The organism is Clostridioides sp. GD02367, assembly GCF_045900275.1.
Lineage (GTDB): Bacteria > Bacillota > Clostridia > Peptostreptococcales > Peptostreptococcaceae > Clostridioides > Clostridioides difficile_A.
Map to the genome: position 1 here is coordinate 456,283 of NZ_JBJODK010000001.1, position 21,373 is coordinate 477,655.

A 21,373-nucleotide genomic window follows, 5' to 3' on the forward strand; every position below is an offset into this window, starting at 1 on the left:
ATTACAAATTTAGTTATACCATAAATACTACAACTTCTCATATCTATTTTAGATGTTTTACTTATTCCTCTATTTTTTCAACTATTTCAAAATCAATTTCTTTAAAATCTACATTTACACCCTCAACTTTTATCTTAACTAAATCACCTATCTTATATGACTTCTTAGTTCTTTCTCCTACAACACTATAAGAACTCTCATCATAAATATAATAATCATCATTCATATTTGCAAGTCTTATCAATCCTTCTATAGTATTATCTAGCTCAACAAATATTCCAAATGAAGTTACACTAGATACAACGCCTTCAAACTCTTGACCAACTTTATCCTTCATATAAAGAGCCTTATAGAAATCATGTACATCCCTTTCAGCCAATTCTGCTTTTCTTTCTTTTTCAGATGATTGAACAGATGCATAATCCACTATAGTAGTAAGCTGTTCCTGTCTCTTTCCACTTATCTTATTATTTAAAGACTCTTTTATTACTCTATGAATTTGAAGGTCAGGATATCTTCTTATTGGTGAAGTAAAGTGACAGTAGAATTTAGCTGCTAATCCAAAATGTCCACTACATTCTGGTGAATACTTAGCTTGTTTTAGAGAACGAAGCATTATAGTACTAATAGCACCTTCTTCTTTTTTGCCCTTTATCTTCTCTATTATACCTTGTAATGCCTTTGGATGTACTTCCTCTTTGTCACCCTTTATTACATATCCAAATGTAGATATAAACTTACTCAATTCTTCCATTTTTTCCAAAGATGGTGTCTCATGTATTCTATACACAAATGGTATCCCCATCCAATAAAAATGTTCTGCAATTGTCTCATTACTTATAAGCATAAATTCTTCTATTATCTTATTAGATATTCTTCTCTCATATGGCTTTATATCTGCAACTTCACCATTTCCATTTAGAATTATCTTTGCTTCTGGGAAATTGAAATCTATAGCCCCTCTTTTTTCCCTTCTTGACATAAGAATTCTAGCTAAGACCTCAGCATTCTTAAAGTCATCTGCAACATGTTCAAAAGTCTTTTTAAGTTTTTCATCATCTTTTTCTAATATGTCAGACACTTCTGTATAAGTCATTCTAGCTTTTGAATTTATTATAGATTCACATATCTCATGTTTAACTACATTTCCTTTATGGTCTATTTCCATAAATATAGAAAGAGTTAACTTATCTTCAAATGGATTTAAACTACATACTCCATTTGAAAGAGTTTTTGGCAACATTGGGATTACTTTATCTACTAGATAAACTGATGTAGCCCTTTTTAAAGCTTCTTTATCGAGTTTATTTTTTTCTCTTACATAATGTGTGACATCAGCTATATGAACTCCTAATTTAAAATTTTTATTAGGTAATATTTCTATTGATATAGCATCATCTAAATCTTTTGCGTCATCTCCATCTATAGTAAATATGTTTAAATCTCTTAAATCTCTTCTTCTTTTTATCTCTTCTTGAGGAATTTCAACAGCCACAGCCTCAGCTTCTTGCAATACTTTTTTTGGAAACTCTTCTGGAAGACCATGTTCTCTTATTATAGAGTCTATTTCTACGCCTCTTTCACCTTTTTGACCTAGTATCTCTATAATTTTTCCTTCTGGCTTTCTATCCTCTTGTGGCCATACTGTAATTTCACATACTACTTTATCATTATCTACTGCTCCACTAAAATGTTTTTTAGGTATATATATATCTTTAGTAAACTTCTTGTTATCTGGTGTTACAAAGCCAAAAGTTTTACTTGATTGAAAAGTACCCACTATTCTAGTTATCTCTCTCTTTATAACTTTTACTATTCTTCCTTCAGCTCTCTTTTCTTCAGTCGCAGGTACAACTATTTCTGCCATAACTCTATCATTGTGCATAGCTCCATTTATATTGTCACTTGAAATAAATAAATCTTGCGTATACTCAGCATCAGACTCAACAAATCCAAATCCTTTTTTATGTGATACAAATTTTCCAACAAAATATCCCATTTGATTTGGAGATATTATTTTTCCTTTCTTAGTAAAACTTATATAACCATCTTCTTCTAATTCATTTAAAAAATTATAGAACATTGGCATTTCTGATGAATGTATATCAAAAATTTCTGCTAATTCTTCTTTCTTTAGAGGATTATATGCGCTTTCATTTATTAATCCTAACAAACTCTCTTTAAGTCCTGGTATCATTTTTCCCTCCTATTTTAATCTTTCATTATATTATTGTTTATATTACATTACCTTTTATATTCCTTAGAACAAAGCTTTTTTATTAATTACATATAACTTTTTATACTTTTTATTATTCCTACAAGTTAAATTACTTATTTATATTTTGTATTTATTATAAATTGTAAAGTAATAACTTAAAACACTATTATGCTGATTCTTTAAGAATAAATTATCTGTATAAATATCATTATGATTGTTTAAATTACTGTTTGTCATCTACTTTATCACCTAATTATACACTATCAGATAGGATTGGTAAAATATTCATCTCATATAAGTATTACTATATAATAATTTATTCTATTAGTATACTCAAATCATGTAAAATTTATATAACTCAATTAATTTTTTAAACACAACTTAATAATATAAAACTCATAATAAAAGTAAATTTATATGTTAAATGAGGTTGATTTTTTATTATTTTTTATTTATGCTAGTACTAAAGACTTGCAAACGTTTTTTGACAAGTCTTTATTTTATCTAAACTAAACAAACTTTTTTTTACAAATAAATACATGAAATTTAAACTAATCTACTTATTGGAGGAGATAAAATTGGAAGAAGTAATTGCAAAAATTATTACTATAGAAAATGGATTTAAAGAAATTGAAACTATAGCTAAAAAGATTGTAAAAAATAATGAATCAAAAAAATGTTATTATCTGTCAATCTACTTATATAGATCAGAATACTATCAAGTAAGAGAATTGGCCGTGTTTATACTTGGATTTATATCAATAACAATTTCTGAAGCATTGTTATTTTTAAAAGATAATGTTAGTAAAGATGAAAACTGGAGAGTACAGGAAATACTAGCTAAATCATTTGATTATTATTGTAGTGAGGTAGGATATGAAAAAGCACTTCCTGTAATAAAAGAATGGATTAATTCTGACAATCCAAACGTAAAAAGAGCTGTCACAGAAGGCCTTAGGATTTGGACCAATCGAGATTATTTTAAATCTAATCCTGATGTCGCTATATCTCTACTTTCTAGTTTAAAAGATAATGATAGTGAATACTTAAGAAAATCTGTTGGTAATGCTCTTAGAGATATAAGTAAAAAATATCCAGATTTAATAAAAAAAGAATTAGACTCATGGGATATCACAAATAAAAAAGTTGAGTTTGTATATAAGCTTGCTTCAAAACGTATATTAGCAAAATAAATTGGAGGTGACCTTATTTGAAACTTCGTGATGAATATACTTGCCCCTTAGAATTAACACATGATATGATAAAAGGCAAATGGAAATCTATTATATTATGGAGATTACGCATGGGACCAACTTCCCTATCAAAACTTGAGAAGGAGATTAATGGTATTAATCAAAAAATGTTGCTTGAACAGCTTAAAGAATTAATCGAATTTGGTCTTGTAGATAAAAAGACATATGATGGTTACCCACTTAAGGTTGAGTATTCACTTACACCTATTCGAGGAAAGCAAATGTTAGATGCTTTGGCTATAATGCAAGATATAGGAATTAACTTTATGCTCGATAATGGCATGGAAGATATACTTAAGGAAAAAGGTATTTTAAAATAAATAGATACCCCCTAAATAGATACACACAAAAAAGTAAGTAATTTACCATTATTTTCAATTGGTATATAATTAAATTACAGAAATATTCTATTAATTTATTATATATTTAGGAGGTAAATTATTATGAAAGTAACTAGTACTGGTATAGTAAATGGCGTTATAGAAGATAAATATGGAAAAAGAGGAACTCAATTCAATGAAGGTGGTATGCCTACATACTCACTACCTCTAAAGTTTGAAGATGCTCCAAAGAATACAGTATCCTTTGCGGTATTTTTAGAAGACAAAGACTCTGTCCCTGTATGTGGATTTGCGTGGATACATTGGTTAGCTGTAAATATAACAAGAGATGAATTAAGTGAAAATGAAAGTATAACAGCTACTGATTTTGTTCAAGGAACTACTAGCTGGCATGGTAAACTAGGAGGTCTTGACAGATTAGAAGCCAGTGTATATGGTGGTATGGCACCTCCAGACAGACCTCATGTTTATGAAATACATGTATTTGCACTTGATACTATTCTTGACCTTGAAAAAGGATTCTATATGAATGAGTTTTTTAAAGCTATGGATGGACACGTTTTAGATACATTTACATTAAAAGGAAGTTATTCTAACTAATTAGATTGACTATAGCTAATCATTAATTAAATGTCTACATTTGATTAATGATTAGCTTAATTGTTATTAGAATATTTTTTATATTTTAATTAACAGATTACATTAAATCCTGCGATTTACATAAAATTTAACACTCTACATGAAATTCAATAATAAATATAAAGTTCAACAATCAAGATAAAATTAGATAATCAAGATAAATCATATCAGTTTATAAAATCAAATAAATTTATGTTAAGTTTATCAATATATAAAATCTTAAGGAGTTGTTATGATAAAAAAAATAGACCATATAGTAATTACTACTAATAATATAGAAAATTGTATCAAATTTTATACAAAACTTGGTTTTACATTTAAGGAAATGAATAAAAGATATGAGCTTTATGCTGGAGATTTTAAGATAAATGTCCATATAAAAGGTCATGAACTTTCACCACATAGCAAAAACGTACAAACAGGTAGTGCTGATTTATGTTTTGAAATAAATGAAAATATTGATGAGACAAAAAAATACTTAGAACAAAATGATATTCAAGTTGAACAAGGAATTGTAGAGCGTACAGGAGTCTTTGGTAAAATGAAATCCATTTATTTAAGGGACCCTGATGGAAATTTAATTGAATTATCAAGTTATGGAGAATAGACTTTGGAAAATTTAATTTTATCAGTAAATGTTGTTCTTCCTTTGTTTCTCACAATGTCACTTGGATATGTTCTAAAAAAATTAGGCTTATTTGATGAACACACTTTAAATAAAATGAATAATGTTTGTTTCAAATCCTTCTTGCCATTATTATTATTTTTTAACATATATAACACAGATTTAAATGGCTCTCTTAATTTTAGACTTATGATTGTAGCTGTTATAATCATTTTTTCAACCTTCTTAATCCTAGTTTTTATTATCCCTAAAATTGAAAAAGATAATAAATCAAGAGGTGCATTAATACAAGGTATATTCCGTAGCAATTTCGTTATATTTGGTATACCTGTAACAATCTCACTATTTGGAGATAAGAGCATTGGAGTCACATCTTTATTAATTGCAGTCATTGTACCTATGTTTAATGTATTATCTGTTGTAATACTTGAAATTTTTAGAGGTGGAAAAGTAAACATAAAACATATGATTAAAGGTATTATAACAAATCCACTTATAATAGCTTCTGCAATAGGTCTTATTATGTTAATTTTAGATATTAATATTCCTACATTTTTACATAAGACAATTGGAGATATATCTAAAATTGCAACACCTTTATCTCTTATAATATTAGGAGGCTCTTTTAGTTTTTCTTCTATAAAGGGACATCTAAGACCCATTTTATTGGGGGTATGTGGAAGACTTATACTTGTACCTACTATATTCTTGCCAATTAGTATTCTTCTTGGATTTAGAAATGTAGAATTAGCCTCACTTATGATAATGTTATCTGCTCCAACTGCTGTTTCTTCATTTACAATGGCACAACAGATGGATTCTGATAGTGAACTAGCTGGTCAAATTGTGGTATTTACCTCTGCATTTTCTATAATTACAGTATTTTTAATAATATTTATTTTAAAACAGAATAATCTTATTTAAATTAATCTTATCTAAATATTTAGATTTACTTATTAAATGTTCAAATTTGCTTATATGATATTTTATAGTTGTATGCTTTTACTTCTACATCATATTTACGATATAAGCCTTAATGAAGATTATTTTATAAAATACTATGAAAATAATGTTTATATTTACAAAATACTAGCCATACTATAAAACTTAATGGAGATGATTTTATGAAACCTTATGAAAATACTGCTGCTATTTGTGGCTTATTTTGTGGCACTTGTCCAAGTTGTAATAAACTAATTATCTGGTTTGATAAAGATACACATAAATATAAATAATCAAAATATCTAACTTAATCTTTAAAATAAAAACAGGACTAACAATGTAAAATTATTAGTCCTGTTTTATTTTTTACTTTACGTACTTTCATTAAAAACTAAATTTAATTTTTAAACATTTTCCAAATGCACTAATTAAATAATGGCCAGTTATTCAACAATATCATTACTTCTTAACTATAAGTAATGCCAATGCATTTATAAAAAATAATACTGCTGTTATCTTTGTAACTCTAGCAAGAAATGCTTGTTTACCTTTTGGTTTAAAGTAAGCTTGACTTCCTTCTCCACCAAACTCTGAAGGCAAAGCATTCTTTGAATCTTGAGGCATTATGCTAATTACTAGTAAAATCCCTAGTACTACTTGCACACCCATTAAAATGTTGCTCATTATTGCCCCTCCTATCTATTTATTACTTAAATTTCATTACTCTTTAGTGTATCACAATAATATAGTCATTTCAAGACTATTAAGCCATAAATAACAAACAAAAATAATATGCAATTACTATATCTTTTTTGAATAACGTACTTCTAATAATTTGTTCCCAATATGTATCTCTTTCTCAAAATCATCACAAGTAAAACCATTTTTTTTATAGAATTTTATAGCTCTAGTATTGTCTTTTAGAACCCATATCGTTATATGTGAATATCCTAAATTGCTTAATCTATCAATGCAAAATTGTAATCCTTTTTTTGTAACAGATGTTCCCCCAAAATCGGTATGGAAATATATAGAATATATTTCTCCAATACATTTTGGAGCATTATCCTCTTGGCTTCTATTTAATGAAGCAAAACCAGCAGGTATATCATTCACTTTAAAAAGATAATATTCCTCTTCAGCTTTTGGAATAACACTTTGGAAAACTTCTGCTCTTTTTTCAGAAGTGAATTCATCTATTATCTTATCTGGAATAATTCCTTTATACGCTTTTCTCCATGAACAAGAATGTATAAGACCCATTTCTGTAGCATTTTCAATTGTAGCTCGTATAATCTCTAAATTCATAAAAACACCATCCTATTGACAAATTAATACGATTATCGTACTATATTAGTACGACAATCGTATCATATATGGAGGTAAAAGTCAATGAATCCTGTAAAAGAGCTAAACAACCTGTGGCATATTGTTAGTATGCAGATGAAAACAGAAATGTGTAGTGGTAAGTATCCTACTATTCATGGTATTTCTTTAGTAGAATTAAGCATTTTAGAAATAGTTGAACAGTATCCAAATAGTATGATGAAAGAAATTAGTGAAATTTTAGAATTGCCAAAAAGCACATTAACAAGTGCTGTAAAACGTCTTGAATTAAAAAAATTTATTAAAAAGAATCCCTGTATTAAAGATAAAAGGGGGTATAACTTAGTCTTAACTGAATTAGGTTTAAAGGCTCAACAAGAACATAGAGATATAGAAATAATTGTATTTAGAAATCTCTTACATCAATTAGATAAAGATGAAATAGAAACTTTTATTCGTATTTTTTCTAAAGCTGTGAATAAAAGTAAGAAATGAAACATAAAAAAAGGATAAGTGAATTGAAAAATCAACTATCACTTATCCCTTATAAGATAAATTTTTATCTTTTATGTTATCTTTTTAATCTTTAATACCATATTTTTAATCTTCAATAACTATTTTTTTAAATTATAGAAAGATTTTAATCCACAGTATCTAGCTTGCTCTCCAACCATTTCTTCTATTCTTAATAATTGGTTGTACTTAGCAACTCTATCAGTTCTTGATGGAGCACCAGTTTTTATTTGACCAGCGTTTACTGCAACAGCTAAATCTGCTATAGTAGAATCTTCAGTTTCTCCTGATCTATGAGATATAACAGCAGTATATCCTGCTCTCTTAGCCATTTCTATAGCATCTAAAGTCTCAGTTATTGTACCTATTTGGTTAACTTTAACTAATATAGAGTTAGCTACTCCATTTTCAATTCCTTTTTCTAATCTCTCTGTATTAGTAACAAATAAGTCGTCACCAACTAATTGTAATTTATTTCCTAATTTTTCAGTTAATAATTTCCATCCATCCCAATCTTCTTCATCTAAACCATCTTCTATAGTTATTATTGGGAAGTTGTTTGACCAATCTTCATATAAAGCAACCATTTCAGCAGCAGTTAACTCTTTTCCTTCTCCTGCTAAAACATATTTTTTAGTATCTTTGTTGTACATTTCTGTAGCAGCAACGTCAAGTCCTAACATAACATCTTCACCTGGCTTATATCCAGCTTTTGTTATAGCTTCAACTATTAATTCTAAAGCTTCTCTGTTTGAACCTAAGTTTGGAGCAAATCCACCTTCGTCACCAACACCACAAGCTAATCCTTTTTCTCCTAAAACTTTCTTTAATGAATGGAATACTTCTGCACCCATTCTTAAACCTTCTTTAAAGCAACAAGCACCTACTGGTAATATCATGAACTCTTGAACATCAACGTTATTATCAGCATGCTCTCCACCATTTAATATGTTCATCATTGGAACAGGTAATTGCTTAGCATTTACTCCACCTAAATATTGGAATAATGGAAGACCTATTTCATCAGCAGCTGCTCTAGCTACTGCCATTGAAACACCCAATATAGCATTAGCTCCTAATTTTCCTTTGTTTGGAGTTCCATCTAATTCTATCATGATTGCATCTATAGCTGGTTGGTCAAATGCATCCATTCCTTCTATTTCTGGTGCTATTATTTCATTTACGTTAGCAACAGCTATTTCTACACCTTTTCCTAAGTATCTGTCTTTATCTCCATCTCTTAATTCAACAGCTTCAAAAGCTCCTGTAGATGCTCCTGATGGAACTATTGCTCTTCCCATCGCTCCATCTTCTAATACTACTTCAACTTCTACAGTTGGATTTCCTCTTGAGTCTAATACTTCTCTAGCATATACTAATTCAATAACTGACATTTGTATATCTCCCTTCGATTTTCTATTAGTTAAATTTTCATTTGCTGTAAACTTACATCTACTATTTTACTCTACTTTTTATATTATAGTACATAAAGACTTTTTTGAAAATTAGGTACAAATTTATTTGATGGGTAAATTTGTAAAAGTTCCTATTTTTATTTTATTTTTTATAATATTTTAACTTATATAGTATTAAAAAACTTGACTAAAATTCAAAAGTAACCTTTAATATATAACATTATAACTAGATTTAAAACATTAAACATAAAATGTACAACTAATGATTCTAAAATTTTTGCTTATATTTATACTTTCTTTTCTACTTATCAGAGTTAATTATTTTGAGATAAGTGAATGACCAGTCATTTCTTCTGGCTTTTCTAACTTCATCATATCTAAAACAGTTGGTGCTATATCGGACAATCTTCCTCCACCCAATAACTTTGCACTTTCAAATTCTTGACCAACTACAATAAATGGTACTGGATTAATAGAATGAGCTGTTACAGTCTTTCCTGTTTCTGGGTCTAACATATATTCAGCATTTCCGTGGTCGGCAGTTATTATTGCACTTCCACCTAATTCTACTATTTTATCTATTAATTTTCCTACACAAGTATCCACAGTCTCAACAGCTTTTATAGCCGCCTCTACACTTCCTGTGTGACCTACCATATCAGGGTTTGCAAAGTTTAACACTATAAAGTCAAACTTATCTTCTCCTAATTTCTCCAAAGCTTTATCTGTCAATTCATATGCTGACATTTCTGGTTGTAAATCATAAGTTGCAACCTTTGGAGAAGGTATCAATAATCTTTCTTCGCCTTTATTTGGTTCTTCTACTCCACCATTGAAGAAGAAAGTTACATGTGCATACTTTTCAGTTTCAGCAGCTCTAAGTTGAGTCTTTCCATTGTTAGCTAGATACTCACCTAGAGTATTAGTTAAAGATTGAGGCCCAAATGCTATATGCACGTTTTTTATAGTTATATCGTACTCTGTTAAGCACACAAAGAAGTTTTTAATATCTTCTCTTTTAAATCCATCAAACTCTTCGCAAACTAGAGCTCTAGTTATTTGTCTAGCTCTATCTGGTCTAAAGTTAAAGAATATAATTGAATCATTTTCCTTTATACTTCCAACTGCCTTATCATCTTTCATAATAACTGTTGGCATTATAAACTCATCATTTTTTCCATTGTCATAAGAGTTTTGAATAGCTTCCTCAATAGAAGTTGCTTTTTCACCAATACCTCTAACCATAGCATTGTATGCAAGCTCTACTCTTTCCCATCTCTTATCTCTATCCATAGCATAATATCTACCAGAAACTGTAGCAAATTCTCCTACTCCAATTTCATCCATACTAGCTTGTACTTCTTTAGCATATTCAAGTGCACTCTGAGGGTCAGTGTCTCTACCATCAGTAAATGCATGAACATACACCTTTTTTATACCTTTATCTTTTGCCATTTTGATTATAGCTTTAAGATGGTCTATATGTGAATGTACTCCTCCATCAGACAAAAGTCCCATTACATGAAGAGAATGCTCTCTTGCATTATCCATAGCTTCACATAAAACTTCATTATTAAAAAAGTCACCATCTTTTATAGATTTTGTTATTCTAGTTAAATCCTGATACACAATTCTACCTGCACCTATATTAGTATGACCAACTTCTGAATTTCCCATTTGACCATCAGGTAAACCAACATCAAGACCACTAGCATTTATCAATGTGTTTGGATACTCTTTCATTATTTTATCTAAGTTAGGAGTTTTGGACTTAGCAATTGCATTTCCATTAACATCCTTATTATATCCAAACCCGTCCATAATAATTAAAGCAACTGGTTTTTTCATCATTTCACTCCTTAGAAATTAACAAGGTCTAGGTAGTCATTACTAGCTAAACTAGCTCCACCTACTAAAGCTCCATCTATGTCACTTTGACCCATTATTTCAGCTACATTTGAAGGTTTAACACTTCCACCATATTGTATTCTAACTTCATTAGCTAATTCTCCATATAATCCTTTTATAACTTCTCTTATATATGATATAACATCATTAGCATCTTCAGCAGTTGCAGTTTTTCCAGTTCCAATAGCCCAGATTGGCTCATATGCAACAACTACTTTTGCTAAATCATCTTTAAGAACATTTTCTAAAGCTTTTTCAACTTGAACTTTACAAACATCTTTAGTTTTTCCAGCTTCTCTTTGCTCTAAAGTTTCTCCAACGCATAGTATTGGGTCTATCTCTACTTCTAAAGCTTTTAAAACTTTTTTATTTACAGTTTCATCAGTTTCATTGAAGTATTGTCTTCTTTCTGAATGTCCTATTACGACATAGTCCATATCTATTTCTTTTAACATAAGAGGTGAAACTTCTCCTGTAAATGCTCCTTTTTCTTCAAAGTGCATATTTTGAGCACCTATCTTTATATTTGTACCCTTAGTAGCTTCTTTTAAATCCTTTAATAAAGTAAATGGTGCACATATAACAGCTTCTACTTTATCAGAATTAACTTTATCTTTAACTTCATTTACAAATTCTAAAGCTTCTTTTATTGTTTTATGCATTTTCCAGTTTCCTGCAATTATAGGTTTTCTCATTTTACAATCTCCTCTATATATTAGTTTATTTATTATCTAATGCTGCAATACCTGGTAATTCTTTACCTTCTAAAAATTCTAGTGATGCTCCACCACCTGTTGATACGTGAGTCATCTTATCTCCAAATCCTAATTGATTAACTGCAGCTGCACTATCTCCACCACCAATTACAGTAGTCGCATCAGTTAACTCTGCCATAGCCTTAGCTACTGATAATGTTCCATTTGCAAAGTTCTCAAATTCAAACACTCCCATTGGTCCATTCCATACTACAGTTTTTGATTCTTTTATAGTTTTTACAAAGTTTGCTATAGTCTTAGGTCCCATGTCTAATCCCATATAATCTTCTTTTACATTAGCATCTTCTGTTACTATTGGAGTTGCATCTGGTGCAAAGTGGTCTGCCATAACAACATCTACTGGTAATAGTAAATTAACCCCTTTATTTTTAGCTTTCTCCATCATTTCTTTTGCATATTCTACCTTATCTATTTCAAGTAGAGATGTTCCTACTTCATAACCTTGAGCTTTTAAGAATGTATAAGCCATTCCTCCACCTATTATTAGGTTATCAACTTTTTCTAATAATTCATTTATAACAGCTAATTTATCAGAAACCTTAGCTCCTCCAAGTATAGCCGTAAATGGTCTCACTGGATTTGCAACAGCTTCTCCTAAGAATTTTAATTCTTTTTGGATTAAGTATCCGCAAACTCTCTCTTGTAAAAATTCTCCCGCTCCAACTGTTGAACAGTGTGCTCTATGAGCAGTTCCAAATGCATCATTTACAAATATCTCAGCAAGTGAAGCTAATTCTTTAGAGTAGTTTTCTTCGTTTTTAGTTTCTTCTTTTCTATATCTAGTATTCTCTAATAATACTACATCTCCGTTTTCCATGTTCTCAGTAGCTTTTTTTGCATTTTCTCCTACAACATTATCGTCCGCTGCAAATACCACTTCTTTACCTAACATTTCAGATAATCTCTTTGCAACTGGTGCTAAAGATAATTCTGGTTTAGCTTCTCCCTTTGGTTTTCCTAAATGAGAGCATAATATAACTTTTGCTCCTTTAGAAATCAAATATTGAATCGTTGGTAAAGCTCCGTTCAATCTATTTTCATCAGTAATTACACCATCTTGTAATGGCACATTAAAGTCACATCTCACTAATACTTTTTTTCCGCACACATCAATATCTTCTATAGTTTTTTTGTTAAGCATTGACATAAATATCTCTCCTTTTAATAAAGTAATTTTTTATTGCCAAGTATAATATAGTACATACTTTTACCCTATTAAATATATCATATTATCATATTTTTATATATAGTATGTAACATTATTTAGGTGTATTTTATATATTTTTTCTTAAAAAAAGTCCTGAGTCCGTAGTATTAAACTACAAACTCGGACTTTGTCAATCTACTTTTCTATTTTCTCAAAGCTGACTATTTTGCTAATTGTGCAAAGTATCCTAAAGTTCTTATTAATTGAGAAGTATAAGACATTTCATTATCATACCAAGAAACAACTTTAACTAATTGCTTTCCATCTACTTCCATAACTTTTGTTTGAGTAGCGTCAAATAATGAACCGTAGCTTATTCCGATTATGTCAGAAGATACTAACATTTCTTCAGTGTATCCGAAAGATTCGTTTGAAGCTTCTTTCATAGCTGCATTTATTTCTTCAACTGTAACATTTTTTCCTAATGTACAAACTAATTCAGTTATTGAACCAGTTACAACTGGTACTCTTTGTGCTGCACCATCTAATTTTCCTTTTAATGAAGGTATTACTAGACCGATTGCTTTTGCAGCTCCTGTAGTGTTTGGAACTATGTTTCCAGCAGCAGCTCTAGCTCTTCTTAAGTCACCTTTTGGATGAGGACCATCTAAAGTGTTTTGGTCATTAGTGTATGCATGTATAGTAGTCATTAATCCTTTTTCTATACCGTATTTGTCGTTTAATACTTTAGCCATTGGAGCTAAACAGTTAGTTGTACAAGAAGCTCCTGATATAACTGTTTCAGAACCATCTAATATGTCACTGTTTGTGTTGAATACTATTGTTTTTAAATCTCCAGTAGCTGGTGCAGATATAACAACTTTTTTAGCTCCTGCTTGTATATGAGCTTCAGCTTTATCTTTAGATGTAAAGAATCCTGTACATTCTAATACTATATCTACTCCTAGTTCAGCCCATGGTAGGTCAGCAGGATTTCTTTCTGCTGTTACTTTTATTTCTTTTCCGTTTACTACAAAAGCACCTTCTTTAACTTCTATCTCTCCATTAAATCTTCCTTGAGCTGTATCATATTTAAATAAATGAGCTAACATTTTAGCGTCTGTTAAGTCGTTTATTGCAACAACCTCGAACATATCTTGTTGCTCCATCATTTTTCTTAATGCTAATCTTCCTATTCTTCCAAATCCATTTATAGCTACTTTAACCATTTTCGCTACCTCCTATAAAGTAAATGTATGTTTTCTAGCTCTGTGCTAGGTCTTGACTTTTATAATAATGACAATATCTTATAAGCACTTTCTTCATCTGTTACAAGAACCATGTTTTTATGCATATTCGATATGGCTAATAAGGCTTCTACTTTTTCAGTACCTGCAAAGATTGCAATAGTTTCTTTTACTTGTTTAACTGTCTCCAAATCAATTCCAACAGTATTCAATTTATAAACTATTTCTCCATCTTTATTGAAATAATATCCAAATGCTTCTCCAACTGCATTTTTAGATAATATCTCATCAACCTTATCTTCTGGAAGTTTTCTTCTCTTTGCCATGACATCTGCTCTACCTATACTAAAAACTAAAATGTCTGTTCTTTTAATATACTCCAAAGTTGTCTTAATCTCTGGCACTTGGCTAAGAGTTTTCATTGCACTTTCATCCAACTCATCTGGTATATGTAAAAGTTTGCAATTAGAATGTAACTTCTTACTTACTGAAGCAACTATGTTATTAGATTGCATCTCTACATCAGTTCCCATACTTCCTCTAGCTGGTACTATTGTAGAGTTAGGGTATCTCTTATCAGTTTTAATAACGTTTGAAAACTCCAACATAGTGCTTCCACCAGTTATTGAAACAATATCTCCATCTTTCAAGATGTTTAAGAAATACTCACATCCATATCGAGTTACATCTTTTAGTAAACTTCCATTTTCATCACAGCTTCCAGGAACTAGTATTACCTTTTTTATTCCAAGCTTTTCTCTAACTCTATCTTGTAACTTAGACAATCCCATGATGTCACTCATGATGTCTTTAAGTTTGTCTAACAAATCTGAACCTTCTTTAGTGATGGTCATTCCAGATACAGCTACATCTATAAGCCCTTGCTCTTTTAAAAACTCTGTCTCTGACCTGATTATTCTTTCACTAATTTCTAATACATTTGATAAGGTTCTTCTACCTATTGGCTCGCTTAAAGATATTTGTCTTAAAATAGAGTATCTTCTTTCCATAAGTTCAATTGCCTGTGGAATTAATTTCTTTTGAATTTCTAATAAGTTCTTCATAACATACTCCTTATTACTTTCCTTTCGGGACTTTTTGTGTCCCTAGTGTTTATTTAAGTCCCACAAGATATTTTTATTTTATAGGATTTGCGTATAGATTTCAATAGTTTTTCAAAAACTTTTTTATTTTTTTGTTTTGTAGAATATTTCTCCACCATTTTCAAAGTACAGTATTTTTTCTTTTTATATATGTTTTTATATTTTTGTCTTATTTATACTCTATGTGTTTTTCCTTTTGTAATTATTAAATTTAATAATATTTTATTTATACCAGTATTCTTCTTGTTCTAATATTTAATCATTCTTTCCAAACTTTTATTTAAATTATGTTTTCTATTTTTTTAGTATTTTATTTCATAACATTTTTAGCCTAATTTTCATTCCCCTTTTAATTAGCCTTTTCCCCTTGTTTTACTGATATTTGTATTTTACTTATTAGTATTCTTTTCTCTTACTTGAAGATAAAATTCCTAATTCTTCACGATATTTGGCAACTGTTCTTCTTGCAACATTGATTCCTTTTTCTTTTAGTAGCTTAGATATATGGTCATCACTTAAAGGTTTCTTTTTATTTTCGTCTTTTATTGTTTCCTTTATAATTTTTTTTATGCTTGTACTAGATGCCATTTCATTATTCTCAGTTTCAATGGCACTACTAAAAAAATATCTAAATTCATACACACCAAAAGGTGTCAGCATATATTTACCATTTACACCTCTACTTATAGTAGATTCATGGAATTCCAATTTTTCTGCTATGTCTTTCATTTTTAAAGGTTTTATATATTTTGTCCCTTTTCTCAAAAATTCATCTTGAGCTTTTACTATTTCTTCTGCAATCTTAAGTACAGTAGTTTTCCTACTTTCTATATTTTTCATAAGTCCTGTTGCTGAATTTAGTCTTTCTTTTATAAATTCCTTTGCACTTTCATCAGACTGTGAATTTTTTAATATGTCTTTATAATAATTATTGATTCTTATCTGATAAGAATCTTTTTCATTTAAATATACAATAAATTCATCATCAATTTTTTCTACAGTTACATCGGGTTGAATGTACACACTTTTTTCTACTGAGCAAGTTCTTCCTGGTTTTGGGTCTAATGTTTTAATTATATTTATTAGTTCAACACACTTTTGTAGTGACATATTGTATTTTTTACTTATCTCTTTGTATTTATTATTTGCAATCAAATTTAAGTCTTTTGTAACGATTTCCTCTAAAATTTCATTATATATTCCTAAACTTGCCATTTGAATCATAAGACATTCTGAAAGACTTCTTGCTCCTACTCCACTAGGTTCCAACTGCTGAACACTAATCAAACATTTTTCAAAAAGTTCCTCATCTATCTTTAAAGTATCAACAATTACTTTTTCCTCAGTTCTTAAATATCCATCCTCATCTAAACTGTCAATTATATACTCACAGACTTCCAATTCTTTATCTGTCAGTTTATATAAGCTTATCTGAAATTTCAAATCCTCATATAAATTTGACGAATATTTAACTAAATTTTCTAGATTAACTTCATTATCAGGATTATAGCTTATCTCTGTTCTGTCTAAACGTCTTGACTTGTCCATATCCTTTATATATTCTTCCCAATTTATTTCCCCTCTTTTTTCAACTTCAACTAATGGGTTATTCTCTGCCTCTCTTTTAATCTCTTCTTCTAATTCTAACTTACTCATATTTAATATTGATAATGATTGCTTGAGTTGTGTAGTCATTATTAGCTTCTGAGACTGAGTTAATTCTAGACTATTATTAAAATTCATTCTGCTCACCTCTCAATTTTATTAAACTTATTTTATAAAAGAAAAACCCTCCTGTATATGTATATTCTATCATTTAAAATATACCTTATGCAAAAGGGTTTTTTTTATTTACAATTTCATCTATTTTTTTATTTAATATTTCTTTTTTTTGTTACTTTTTTTTGCTATATGGAGTATTTTGTAATGGTAGTTCAGTTCTAAACTCTTTATCAAATACATAATAGGCATTTTGTACTGCTGGTGCAGTAGGAACTGTACAAATTTCTCCTACACCTTTTGCTCCATAAGCCAGTAAATCTTTGTTCTTTTCAACTATCACAGCTTGTATTTCTGGTATATCTGTAGACTTAAATAAACCTAATGTACCAAATTTAGCTGTAGGTACAGAGTTAACTACTGGGTAATCCTCAGTTAGAGCGTATCCAAGACCCATAACTACTCCACCTTCTATTTGTCCTTCTAAACTGATTGGATTTATAGCTCTTCCAACGTCATGCGCTGCCACTACTTTTTCCAATTTTCCATTTTCATCTAGCATTACAACTTGTGTCGCATACCCATAAGCGACATGGCTTACTGGATTTTCCTTATCACAACCCATTTTATCTGTAACACTTGAATATTCTCCGTAAAACTCTTCTCCCTCTAGCTCATGTAAAGTTTTACCAGATTCTAAAACTTCTTTTAATTTATTTGATGCAACTTTAGTAGCTTCTCCTGTAAATACTGTCTGTCTTGAAGCTGTAGTATTACCAGAATCTGGTGTAAGATGAGTATCTGGAACTTCATGCACTATACTTTCAGGTGGTAAACCAGTAGCTTCACAAACTACTTGAGTCATAACAGTACCAAGACCTTGACCTATACAAGAAGCACTTGTTCTTATATGAACTCTTCCATCTTTTATTACTAATCTGCATCTTCCAACATCAGGTATACCAACGCCAACTCCACTATTTTTCATTGCACAAGCTATACCTGCACGTGGGTGCTTCTCATACTCTTCTTTCACAGCTTCTAGCGTTTCTGCCATTGCTGTTCCTTCATCTGCAAATTGACCATTTGGTAAAACTTGCCCAGGTCTTATTGCATTCTTATATCTTATTTCCCAAGGTGATATGCCTGCCATTTCAGCAAGTAAATTTAGGTTACATTCTGTTGCAAAACAACTCTGTGTAACTCCAAAACCTCTAAATGCTCCACCAGGAGGATTATTAGTATATACTGCTGTTCCTGTTATATCAATATCTTGATAATTATATGGTCCTGCTGCATGAGTACACAATCTTTGTAGTACTGGTCCTCCAAGAGATGCATATGCACCTGTATCAGATATTATAGTTGCTTTCATCCCTGTTAAATATCCATTTTCATCACATGCTGTCGTAAATTCCATTTCTGTGGCATGTCGTTTTGGATGAACAATAATACTTTCTTTTCTTGTTAACTGTACCTTTACAAATCTTTTCGTATGATAAGCAAGTAAGGCTGCATGGTGTTGAACGCTCATATCTTCTTTTCCACCAAATCCTCCACCTACCATTTTATTTATCACTCTTACTTTTTCATGTGGTAACCCTAACATGTCTGCACATTCATGCTGAGTAGCAAATACTCCTTGGTCTGTTGAATAGATTATTACTCCATCTTCTTCATAAGGACCAGCTACTGCACACTCAGGCTCTAAAAATGCATGTTCTGTAGCAGGTGTAGTATATCTTTTAGTTACAACATATTTTGAATTTTCTATCTTTTCTTCAGCGTTTCCTCTTACTAAATGTTCCTTAACAAGTATATTACCTGTCTCATGTATCTTTGGAGCATCCTCTCTAAGAGCATCTGCTGTAGTACTTAATGGTGTTAATTCTTCATAATCTATTTTAACTAGCTTTTTTGCTTCTTCTAATGCTTCTCTAGTTTCTGCTGCTACTAAGACTATTCCATCACCTAAATATCTAGTTATTTCACCTTCTGGTATTAAAGTGTCCCAATCCTTCTTTAAGTGACCTACTTTTATAGTTCCTGGAATATCTTTAGCTGTTAACACTGCAACAACTCCTGGATAGGCTTTTGCTTCTTCTATATCTATTTTTTTGACTAAAGCTCTAGGATATTTTGCTCTAACTGCTGAACCATAAATCATACCCTCAATTCTCATATCATCTACATATTCAGAATATCCAAGTGCTTTACCTACTGCATCAACTCTAGGAAGATTTTCACCTACTAGACCTTTACAGTTTACTTTTGGTACATCTATATCTTCTCTAAAAATCTTTGCTGCTAAATCGACAGCTTTAATTATTTTTACATATCCTGTACATCTACATATATTACCTTTTAAAGCTTTCTTTATATCCTCTTCAGTAGGATTATCGTTAACGTCTATGAGTGCTTTTGAACTAATTACCATACCTGGAATACAAAATCCACATTGTACAGCTCCTTGGCTAGCAAAAGAATATGCAAAAACATCTCTTTCTCTTTCTGATAATCCCTCTATAGTCGTTATGTTTTTCCCAGCTAATTTATCAGTTTTAAATACACATGCTTTAGTTGCTTTGCCATCTATTATAACCATACATGTTCCACAAGCACCTTCTGAGCATCCATTTTTAACTGAAGTTATATTCATATCTTCTCTAAGGAAGTCCAAAAGTTTTTTTCCTTCTTTTGCAACAACTTTCTTTCCATTTAATATAAATTCTACCATTCTCTAGCCCCCTTTGTTAGACGCCTCTTTATATATTTCCCACTTGGAGTATTACAGATTAACTCTCCCTCTTTAACTACTTCTTTTCCTCTTAAATAAACATGTTCTATTTGACAATCCACTTCATACCCTTCATAAGGTGTATAATCTACATTTTGCAATTGTTTCTTTGCTTCTATTTTAGTTTTCTTGTTTGGATTTAAGACTAATATATCTGCATCACTACCTATTTCTATAGTTCCTTTACTAGGATACATTCCAAATAATTTTGCTGCATTAGTTGATGTTACTTCTACCATTTTGTTAATAGATATTTTATTTTTACATACTCCATATGTGTATAAAAGACTCATCCTATGTTCTACACCTGGAGAACCATTTGGTATCTTGCTGAAATCGTTTATTCCAAGCTCCTTTTGTCCCCTATAATTAAAAGAACAATGGTCTGTTCCTATAGTATCTATTTGACTATCTGAAATAGCATTCCATAATATTTCATTATTTTCTTTATCTCTTAAAGGTGGTGACATAATGTATTTAGCACTTTCAAATCCATCTAAATCATACAATTTATCATTTAATAGAAGGTACTGAGGACAAGTTTCAACTATTACATCCACACCTCTTTGCTTAGCTTTTAAAACTTCATCCAAGGATTCTTTGCAACTTAGATGAACTACATACACCTTAGAATTTGCAACTTCAGCTATCTTCATAAGCCTTGATGTAGCTTCTGCCTCGAGTATAGCTGGTCTAGTTAATTGATGATATTTTGGAGACAAATTATTTTCTGCCCTCGCTTTATCCACAAGTTCACATATTATATCCCCATTTTCACAATGGAATCCAATAATTCCACCTATCTCTTCTGCTTTTCTCAAGGCTTCAAATATGACACCATCATCAACTTGGAGACTTCCTTTATATGCCATATACAATTTAAATGAAGATACACCCTCTTTTACCATATCTTCCATTTCATTACAAACTGAGTCATTCCAGTCTGTTATAGCCATGTGAAAACCATAATCTGAGTAAGATTTATCTTTGGCTTTTTCATGCCATTCTTCTAATCCTTCTCTTAAAGAACATCCCTTAGCTTGTGTAGCAAAATCCAATATAGTAGTAGTTCCTCCAACTATAGCAGCTTTTGTTCCTGTCTCAAAGTTATCTGCTGTTTTAGTAACCCCTGTATCTAAGTCAAAGTGAGTGTGTGTATCTATACCTCCTGGTATAACATAAGAATCACTAACATCGACTATTTCGTCATTTTCTTTTGATATATCAAAACCTATATCGACTATTTTTTCATCTTCTATTCTTACATCTGCACAGTAAGTTTTTTCACTTGTTACTACTTTCCCACCTTTTAAAACAATTCCCATATAGACTCCACCTTACTTATAACGTATCAATTTATTTTATCTCAAACAATTAACTTAAAGTAATTTTACTAGAACTCTT

Annotated in this window: 18 protein-coding genes; 6 read left to right on the top strand and 12 right to left on the bottom strand. The window is 30.3% G+C overall.

The window, feature by feature from the left end; translation table 11 throughout:
* Positions 1–61 precede the first annotated feature (61 nt).
* Positions 62–2,197 carry a ribonuclease R gene (gene rnr, locus Q3223_RS01900; RefSeq protein ID WP_284182397.1) on the bottom strand — a complete coding sequence of 712 codons (2,136 nt, stop codon included), beginning with the start codon at positions 2,195–2,197 and terminating at the stop codon, positions 62–64.
* Positions 2,198–2,796: 599 nt separating this feature from the next.
* On the opposite strand from rnr, the gene Q3223_RS01905 reads away from it, so the two are divergent.
* The 5 genes from Q3223_RS01905 (at position 2,797) to Q3223_RS01925 (ending at position 6,000) form a co-directional block, all read left to right on the top strand.
* Positions 2,797–3,411 carry a HEAT repeat domain-containing protein gene (locus tag Q3223_RS01905; protein ID WP_074179913.1) on the top strand — a complete coding sequence of 205 codons (615 nt, stop codon included), beginning with the start codon at positions 2,797–2,799 and terminating at the stop codon, positions 3,409–3,411.
* 17 nt (positions 3,412–3,428) lie between these two features.
* The gene (locus tag Q3223_RS01910) at positions 3,429–3,791 is read left to right on the top strand and encodes a helix-turn-helix domain-containing protein (RefSeq protein ID WP_054271643.1); all 363 of its coding nucleotides are present in this window, start codon (positions 3,429–3,431) and stop codon (positions 3,789–3,791) included.
* A 123-nt stretch (positions 3,792–3,914) separates the two neighbouring features.
* Positions 3,915–4,412 (top strand): YbhB/YbcL family Raf kinase inhibitor-like protein, encoded by a 498-nt coding sequence (locus Q3223_RS01915; protein ID WP_054271644.1) that lies wholly within the window; start codon positions 3,915–3,917, stop codon positions 4,410–4,412.
* Positions 4,413–4,683: 271 nt separating this feature from the next.
* Complete coding sequence (locus tag Q3223_RS01920) at positions 4,684–5,058, top strand: VOC family protein (protein ID WP_235701859.1); 375 nt, start codon at positions 4,684–4,686, stop codon at positions 5,056–5,058.
* 3 nt (positions 5,059–5,061) lie between these two features.
* A complete protein-coding gene (locus Q3223_RS01925) occupies positions 5,062–6,000 on the top strand; it encodes an AEC family transporter (protein WP_054271645.1) in 939 nt (312 codons plus the stop codon).
* A gap of 477 nt (positions 6,001–6,477) precedes the next feature.
* Here Q3223_RS01925 and secG read toward each other — a convergent pair whose 3' ends face one another.
* Positions 6,478–6,702, bottom strand: a complete 225-nt coding sequence (secG, locus tag Q3223_RS01930) for a preprotein translocase subunit SecG (protein WP_003421948.1) — start codon at positions 6,700–6,702, stop codon at positions 6,478–6,480.
* Between the two features lie 117 nt (positions 6,703–6,819).
* Entirely contained in the window at positions 6,820–7,326 is a 507-nt protein-coding gene (locus Q3223_RS01935; protein ID WP_407811523.1) for an N-acetyltransferase family protein, read from the bottom strand.
* 84 nt (positions 7,327–7,410) lie between these two features.
* Between Q3223_RS01935 and Q3223_RS01940 the strand changes: the two genes are divergently transcribed.
* Positions 7,411–7,839, top strand: coding sequence for a MarR family winged helix-turn-helix transcriptional regulator (locus Q3223_RS01940; RefSeq protein WP_054277596.1), 429 nt, complete (start codon positions 7,411–7,413; stop codon positions 7,837–7,839).
* A 119-nt stretch (positions 7,840–7,958) separates the two neighbouring features.
* On the opposite strand, the gene eno is transcribed toward Q3223_RS01940, so the two are convergent.
* The 9 genes from eno to hydA all read right to left on the bottom strand — a co-directional run bounded on the left by eno (position 7,959) and on the right by hydA (position 21,294).
* Entirely contained in the window at positions 7,959–9,251 is a 1,293-nt protein-coding gene (gene eno / locus Q3223_RS01945) for a phosphopyruvate hydratase (RefSeq protein WP_054271648.1), read from the bottom strand.
* A 339-nt stretch (positions 9,252–9,590) separates the two neighbouring features.
* Complete coding sequence (gene gpmI, locus Q3223_RS01950) at positions 9,591–11,120, bottom strand: 2,3-bisphosphoglycerate-independent phosphoglycerate mutase (RefSeq protein WP_407811524.1); 1,530 nt, start codon at positions 11,118–11,120, stop codon at positions 9,591–9,593.
* Between the two features lie 11 nt (positions 11,121–11,131).
* A complete protein-coding gene (gene tpiA / locus Q3223_RS01955) occupies positions 11,132–11,875 on the bottom strand; it encodes a triose-phosphate isomerase (RefSeq protein ID WP_054271650.1) in 744 nt (247 codons plus the stop codon).
* A 25-nt stretch (positions 11,876–11,900) separates the two neighbouring features.
* Positions 11,901–13,103: a phosphoglycerate kinase gene (locus tag Q3223_RS01960; RefSeq protein WP_054271651.1), complete on the bottom strand. Its 1,203-nt coding sequence runs from the start codon at positions 13,101–13,103 to the stop codon at positions 11,901–11,903.
* Positions 13,104–13,324: 221 nt separating this feature from the next.
* The gene (gap, locus tag Q3223_RS01965) at positions 13,325–14,332 is read right to left on the bottom strand and encodes a type I glyceraldehyde-3-phosphate dehydrogenase (protein ID WP_021385974.1); all 1,008 of its coding nucleotides are present in this window, start codon (positions 14,330–14,332) and stop codon (positions 13,325–13,327) included.
* Positions 14,333–14,391: 59 nt separating this feature from the next.
* Positions 14,392–15,414 carry a sugar-binding transcriptional regulator gene (locus tag Q3223_RS01970; protein ID WP_054271652.1) on the bottom strand — a complete coding sequence of 341 codons (1,023 nt, stop codon included), beginning with the start codon at positions 15,412–15,414 and terminating at the stop codon, positions 14,392–14,394.
* A 435-nt stretch (positions 15,415–15,849) separates the two neighbouring features.
* Positions 15,850–17,196, bottom strand: a complete 1,347-nt coding sequence (gene rpoN, locus Q3223_RS01975; protein ID WP_407811525.1) for an RNA polymerase factor sigma-54 — start codon at positions 17,194–17,196, stop codon at positions 15,850–15,852.
* Positions 17,197–17,347: 151 nt separating this feature from the next.
* Positions 17,348–19,909 carry a selenium-dependent xanthine dehydrogenase gene (xdh, locus tag Q3223_RS01980; RefSeq protein ID WP_054271654.1) on the bottom strand — a complete coding sequence of 854 codons (2,562 nt, stop codon included), beginning with the start codon at positions 19,907–19,909 and terminating at the stop codon, positions 17,348–17,350.
* A complete protein-coding gene (hydA, locus tag Q3223_RS01985; protein WP_219672784.1) occupies positions 19,903–21,294 on the bottom strand; it encodes a dihydropyrimidinase in 1,392 nt (463 codons plus the stop codon). The genes xdh and hydA overlap by 7 nt, the downstream gene beginning before the upstream one ends.
* Between the last annotated feature and the right edge of the window lie 79 nt (positions 21,295–21,373).